A 5,591-nucleotide genomic window follows, 5' to 3' on the forward strand; every position below is an offset into this window, starting at 1 on the left:
GGAACGAAGAACTCGCGCTGCAGCGCTACGAGCTGCTCTACGAAGCCGCCCTGGTGGAGGAAGCAAAGCGCGGCGGAGTTTCGGCCATCCTCGCTTCGGTGCCGGGCAGATCGATGATCGCCGATCACCGCCGCATTCTGGCAACGGCTATTGCGCGACTGCGCTCCAAAATCAAATACCGGCCTGTTGTGTTCGAACTGATGCCGCCGCTCTTCACGCTTTTGCAGCTACAGCGAACTGTGGAGGCGCTCTCCGGCAGGCTCATCAACAAGCCGAACTTTCGCCGGCTCATAGAGCAGCAGGAACTGGTTGAGAAGACCGGGGCGACGACCGCCGAGACCGGCGGCCGGCCTGCGCAGCTCTATCGCTTCCACCATACTATTCTCGACGAGAGGCCTGTGGCCGGCACAAAATTACCGCTCGCACGGGCTTGACACCCCTTATAGTCACAACGATTATAAACGTCTTATAATCAGGTGGACTATAACTGGAGGCTCGATGAGCGCCGTCCTGCCTTCGAGCGCCTCACTGTACGACCGCGTTCGGCGCGTTATCCCACGGATCGAGTGGTCGGTCTTCGTCGAGGATATCGACGCAATCCTGAGTCTGAAGCGACAGCGCAATGCGGTCATCCTGGCGCATAACTACCAGACGCCGGAGATTTTTCACTGCGTGGCTGACATCGTCGGCGACAGCCTGGCGCTGGCCCGCAAGGCGATGACAGTCGATGCCGAAATCATCGTGCTCGCGGGCGTGCATTTTATGGCCGAGACCGCCAAGCTCCTCAATCCGGACAAGACCGTGCTCATCCCGGATCTCGGCGCCGGCTGTTCGCTGGCCGAGTCGATCACCGCCGAAGACGTGCGCCTGATGCGGCAGCGTTATCCGAGCGTTCCAGTGGTGACCTACGTCAACACCTCCGCCGCGGTGAAGGCTGAATCCGACATCTGCTGCACCTCGGGCAATGCGCTCGCGGTGGTGAAATCGCTCGGCGCGCCGCGTGTGATCATGCTGCCCGATGAATATCTGGCGAAGAACATCGCGGCGCAGACCAAGGTCGAGATCATTGCCTGGAAGGGGCGCTGCGAGGTGCACGAACGCTTCACCGCGGCCGACATCCGCGAGCTGCGTGAGGCCCATCCCGGCATCAGTGTACTTGCCCATCCCGAATGTCCGCCTGAAGTGGTCGCGGAAGCCGACTTCGCCGGCTCGACGGCGGCGATGTCCGACTATGTCGCGCGGCATAGGCCGGCGCGTGTGGTGCTGATGACGGAATGTTCCATGAGCGACAACGTCGCGGTCGAGCATCCGGAAGTAGATTTCGTGCGCCCATGCAATCTGTGCCCGCATATGAAGCGCATCACGCTCGCCAACATCCGGACCGCGCTCGAGGAGAACCGCCACGTCGTCACGATCGATCCTCATGTCGCTGAACGGGCCCGCTGGGCTGTGGAACGCATGCTCTTTGTATGACGGCGGACATCCATCACATTGGCGGAGCGCCGGTCATCATCGGCGCTGGTATCGCCGGGCTCATGACGGCGCTACACTTGGCGCCGCAACCAGTCGTCCTTCTGTCAAGGACCTCGCTCGGAACCGAAGCCTCGAGCATTCTAGCCCAGGGCGGGCTCGCAGCGAGTCTGGGGGAGGACGACAGCCCCGACCTGCACCTCGCCGATACGCTTGCTGCCGGCGATGGGCTTTGCGACGAACAAATGGCCAGGCGGGTGGTAGAGGCCGCACCTCAAGCCGTCGAGAATCTCATTCGTCTTGGTACTCCTTTCGACCGCTCGCTAGACGGGAGGCTGCAGCTGGGCCTGGAAGCGGCGCATTCGCGTCGCCGCATCGTGCACGCCGCCGGCGACGCAACCGGCCGCGAGTTGTTTCGGGCGCTACTCGGCGTGGCGCGGCGAACCCGTTCGATCACGATCATGGAAGGCATGACAGCGCTTCGCTTGGTTGTCGCGGAAGGCAGCATTGTAGGGGTGGTGGCTGCCCTGCACGGCGGCGTGTTCGCATTGCCCACACGCCGCGTGGTGCTGGCCACCGGTGGGATGGGCGGCCTGTTTTGCAACACAACCAATCCGCTCTCCTCATTCGGGCATGGCCTGGCGCTGGCCGCCTGCGCGGGCGCGGAACTAGCCGATCTCGAATTCGTGCAATTCCACCCGACGGCCCTCGACATTGCGCGCCGGCCAATGCCGCTTGTCAGCGAAGCAGTGCGTGGCGAAGGCGCGGTGCTGATCGATGAGCACGGCCATCGCTTCCTGACAGATACGCCCGGGGCAGAACTCGCATCGCGCGATGTAGTCGCGCGGGCGATCTCGGATCAGCTCGCAGCCGGGCATGGCGTCTATCTCGATGCCCGACATTGTCTCGGGCAGAAATTCGCAAGACGCTTTCCGGCAATCGACGCTATTTGCAAGCATGCCGGCATCGATCCGGCGGTGGAACCCATTCCCGTACGGCCCGCTGCTCACTATCACATGGGCGGCGTGGCCGTTGACGCCGAGGGGCGAACTTCCGTTAGCGGCCTGTGGGCCTGTGGCGAAGTCGCATGCACAGGACTGCATGGCGCCAACCGGCTTGCCAGCAACTCGCTGACCGAAGCGGTTGCAACCGCCGCCTGGGTGGCTGAAAGCGTCGCGGGTACCTCTGCGGGTTGGCAGTGGCCTAGGCTTCCGGCAACTGTTCCCATCCGGCCCGACCCTTCACCTATTCGCCCGATTGTGTCCAATGCGCTTGGCATTGTTCGGAATGGGAAATCATTGTGCGACACGGTCGCGACACTGCTGCCGATCTCTGTTTGCGAGACGGCCGCGGCCGGTCCGGCCCTGGTGGCATTGTTGATGGCGATCGCCGCCCTTCGGCGCGAGGAGAGCCGCGGCTCCCACTTTCGATCCGATTTCCCCGGGCGCGATACCGCCGCCCTCCCCTCACGATTGACGCTCTGCACAGCTTTTGAGAATGCCGTCACGCTCAGATGGCAAGCATCCGAACGGAGCCGTTGACATGACTTCACTTGCACCACTTCCCCAGATCATCATGGAGCCCATCGTGCGTTCTGCCCTGCTTGAAGACCTGGGCAGAGCCGGCGACATCACGAGCGATGCGATCATCCCCGCCGATTGCAAAGCGACGCTGGCGTTGAATGCCCGGCAGGCAGGCGTTGTTGCCGGGCTCGACTTGGTCATGTTTGCCTTCCTGCTGGTCGATCCCGGGATCAACATCCAACTGCGGTGTCCTGAGGGCGGCAAGGTTTCGGCCGGAGAGACGATTGCGATCGTAAGCGGGCCGGCCCGCAGCTTGCTGACCGCAGAGCGCACGGCGCTCAATTTCTTGTGCAAGCTCAGCGGCATCGCGACGGCAACGGCTACGCTCGTAAACGCGGTGCGCGGCTATAACGCAAAAATCGTGTGCACGCGAAAGACAACGCCCGGCCTGCGTGTCCTGGAAAAATATGCGGTGCGAGCGGGCGGCGGCGCCAATCACCGCTTCGCGCTCGATGACGCCGTACTGATCAAGGACAACCATATCGCCATTGCCGGCGATATCCGCACCGCAATCGAGCGGGCGCGTAGCGCCATAGGTCACATGGTCAAGATCGAGGTCGAGGTCGACAGGCTGGACCAGTTGGAGATCGCGCTTACAGCGGGCGTCGACGCCGTGCTCCTCGACAACATGTCGGTCGAGGACCTTGCGCAGGCTGTGGCTATGGTCGGTGGCCGCGCGATCACCGAGGCTTCGGGCCGGGTAACGCGGGCGAGCGCCCCGGCAATTGCGGCGACCGGCGTCGACCTCATATCGGTCGGCTGGCTTACCCATAGCGCGCCCATTCTCGACATCGGTCTCGACATGCCGGCCGACCGAAATTGCAACAGGCATCTGAACTGATGGAGAGGACATGAACCGGGATCGCAGGAACTCCTTCGGTGGCAGGCTAACCTGCGTCAGCACGTCCCCGGTTCCACCAACAGCCGACGCAAGCCTTCTCGGCGCCAAGCGACACGCTTCAACAACGGAGGCGGGAGGGACGGACCAGCAAGGCACAGAAAGCCGCGTCGCAGCCCTTGGCGTCATCATCTGCCGACTCGACGAGATGCGCCAGTTGGCGGCCTCTCACGGGCTGGAACTTCTGGGTTATCTGCTGGACGTCGCCTTCACCGAATCCTGCGACGCGATCAGAAAGGAGCATTCCTGTGCTCAAAGTAAAATAACGGAAACCGTAATCCCCACGGATGACGTGAGTTGAGCCTGCGGGCAGCAGTTGGAGAGTCCGCTCAAGCGCGCCACCAGTCGCGTTTCGATAGAAGACTTCCCGCTGGCATGCGCCTTGTCTTCAGCATCCACTGCAACGCTCCAGGCCAAGGACGGAAGATTATGGAGAACAAGACCTTATGAACGAACTCAGCCCAGACCTGACCTCGGATCCAATCGGTTGGGCGCTTCCCCCCTGGACGCGAGCGGAAGCCCAGGCGCTCCACGACGCGCCCTTCAACGACCTGCTGTTTCAAGCGCAGACCGTGCATCGCCAGAATTTCGATCCCAACAAGGTCCAGCTCAGCCGGCTGCTCAGCATCAAGACCGGCGGATGCCCCGAGGATTGCGGTTATTGCAGCCAGTCTGCGCATCACGAAAGCGGTTTGAAGGCGTCGAAGCTGATGGAGGTCAGGCGCGTCATCGCCGAGGCGACCAAGGCGCGTGACGCCGGCGCCACCCGCTATTGCATGGGTGCTGCCTGGCGAAACCCCAAGGCGCGCGACATGGATGCGGTGGTGGCGATGGTCGAAGGCGTCAAGGCGCTGGGCATGGAGAGCTGCATGACGCTCGGCATGCTCGATCTCGAGCAGGCCGCTCGACTGAAACAGGCGGGCCTCGACTACTATAACCACAACATTGACACGTCGGAGCGCTACTACAGCGAGATCATTTCGACCCGCACGTTTGCCGACCGGCTGGATACGTTGGCCAATGTCCGCGACAGCGGCATCAAGGTCTGCTGCGGCGGCATCGTCGGCATGGGCGAGGAGCCAATCGACCGAATCGACATGCTGGTGACGCTGGCCAATCTGCCGGAGCATCCCGAAAGCGTTCCGATCAACATGCTGATCCCGATCGACGGCACCCCGCTGGCCGAAGCTAAACCCATCGAGCCGATCGAATTCGTGCGCGTGATCGCGCTGGCGCGCATCATGATGCCGAAATCGCATGTCCGGCTTTCGGCCGGCCGCACCGCCATGACCGACGAGATGCAGGCACTGTGCTTCTTTGCCGGCGCCAACTCGATCTTCGTCGGCGACACGCTGCTGACGGCGAACAATCCGGGCGAGGACAAGGATAGCCTTCTGTTCCGCCGTCTCGGCATCGAGCCGATGGAACTCGGGGCGCAATGAACGGGGCACAACTTGCCCGCTATGACGCGACCTTGCAGGGACTGGCGCGCAAGGACCGGCTGCGCACACTTGTGCCGCGCGCCGGGCTCGACTTCTCGTCGAACGACTATCTCGGACTTGCCGCCTCCAAAAGACTTGGCGAGGCGGTTGCGGCGGCGATTGCGCGGGGCACGCCGGTGGGCGCGACCGGATCGCGGC

The 5,591-nt window shown here is 62.9% G+C and carries 6 protein-coding genes and 1 pseudogene; all 7 read left to right on the forward strand.

All coding sequences use genetic code 11. The features are described from left to right. On the forward strand, positions 1-434 hold a 434-nt coding region (locus tag C1D09_RS11225), incomplete at its 5' end, for an NUDIX hydrolase (RefSeq protein WP_425463413.1). A gap of 64 nt (positions 435-498) precedes the next feature. Next, positions 499-1,473, forward strand: coding sequence for a quinolinate synthase NadA (gene nadA, locus C1D09_RS11230; RefSeq protein WP_143974325.1), 975 nt, complete (start codon positions 499-501; stop codon positions 1,471-1,473). Beyond that, entirely contained in the window at positions 1,470-3,011 is a 1,542-nt protein-coding gene (locus C1D09_RS11235) for an L-aspartate oxidase (protein WP_143974326.1), read from the forward strand. The genes nadA and C1D09_RS11235 overlap by 4 nt, the downstream gene beginning before the upstream one ends. Position 3,012: 1 nt before the next feature. After that, positions 3,013-3,894 (forward strand): carboxylating nicotinate-nucleotide diphosphorylase, encoded by an 882-nt coding sequence (gene nadC / locus C1D09_RS11240; RefSeq protein ID WP_143974327.1) that lies wholly within the window; start codon positions 3,013-3,015, stop codon positions 3,892-3,894. A 10-nt stretch (positions 3,895-3,904) separates the two neighbouring features. Then, positions 3,905-4,252: a hypothetical protein gene (locus tag C1D09_RS11245; RefSeq protein WP_097576701.1), complete on the forward strand. Its 348-nt coding sequence runs from the start codon at positions 3,905-3,907 to the stop codon at positions 4,250-4,252. 145 nt (positions 4,253-4,397) lie between these two features. Further along, positions 4,398-5,393: a biotin synthase BioB gene (gene bioB, locus C1D09_RS11250; protein WP_143974328.1), complete on the forward strand. Its 996-nt coding sequence runs from the start codon at positions 4,398-4,400 to the stop codon at positions 5,391-5,393. Next, positions 5,390-5,591: pseudogene (locus C1D09_RS11255) on the forward strand (8-amino-7-oxononanoate synthase); the annotation flags it as partial. The gene bioB and the pseudogene C1D09_RS11255, both read left to right, overlap by 4 nt.

The organism is Mesorhizobium intechi, from assembly GCF_002879535.1.
GTDB lineage: Bacteria > Pseudomonadota > Alphaproteobacteria > Rhizobiales > Rhizobiaceae > Mesorhizobium > Mesorhizobium intechi.

Coding starts and splice junctions, on each gene's coding strand:
- C1D09_RS11235 (WP_143974326.1), top strand. CDS start 1,470: ATGACGGCGGACATCCATCACATTGGCGGAGCGCCGGTCATCATCGGC.
- nadA (WP_143974325.1), top strand. CDS start 499: ATGAGCGCCGTCCTGCCTTCGAGCGCCTCACTGTACGACCGCGTTCGG.
- bioB (WP_143974328.1), top strand. CDS start 4,398: ATGAACGAACTCAGCCCAGACCTGACCTCGGATCCAATCGGTTGGGCG.
- C1D09_RS11245 (WP_097576701.1), top strand. CDS start 3,905: ATGAACCGGGATCGCAGGAACTCCTTCGGTGGCAGGCTAACCTGCGTC.
- nadC (WP_143974327.1), top strand. CDS start 3,013: ATGACTTCACTTGCACCACTTCCCCAGATCATCATGGAGCCCATCGTG.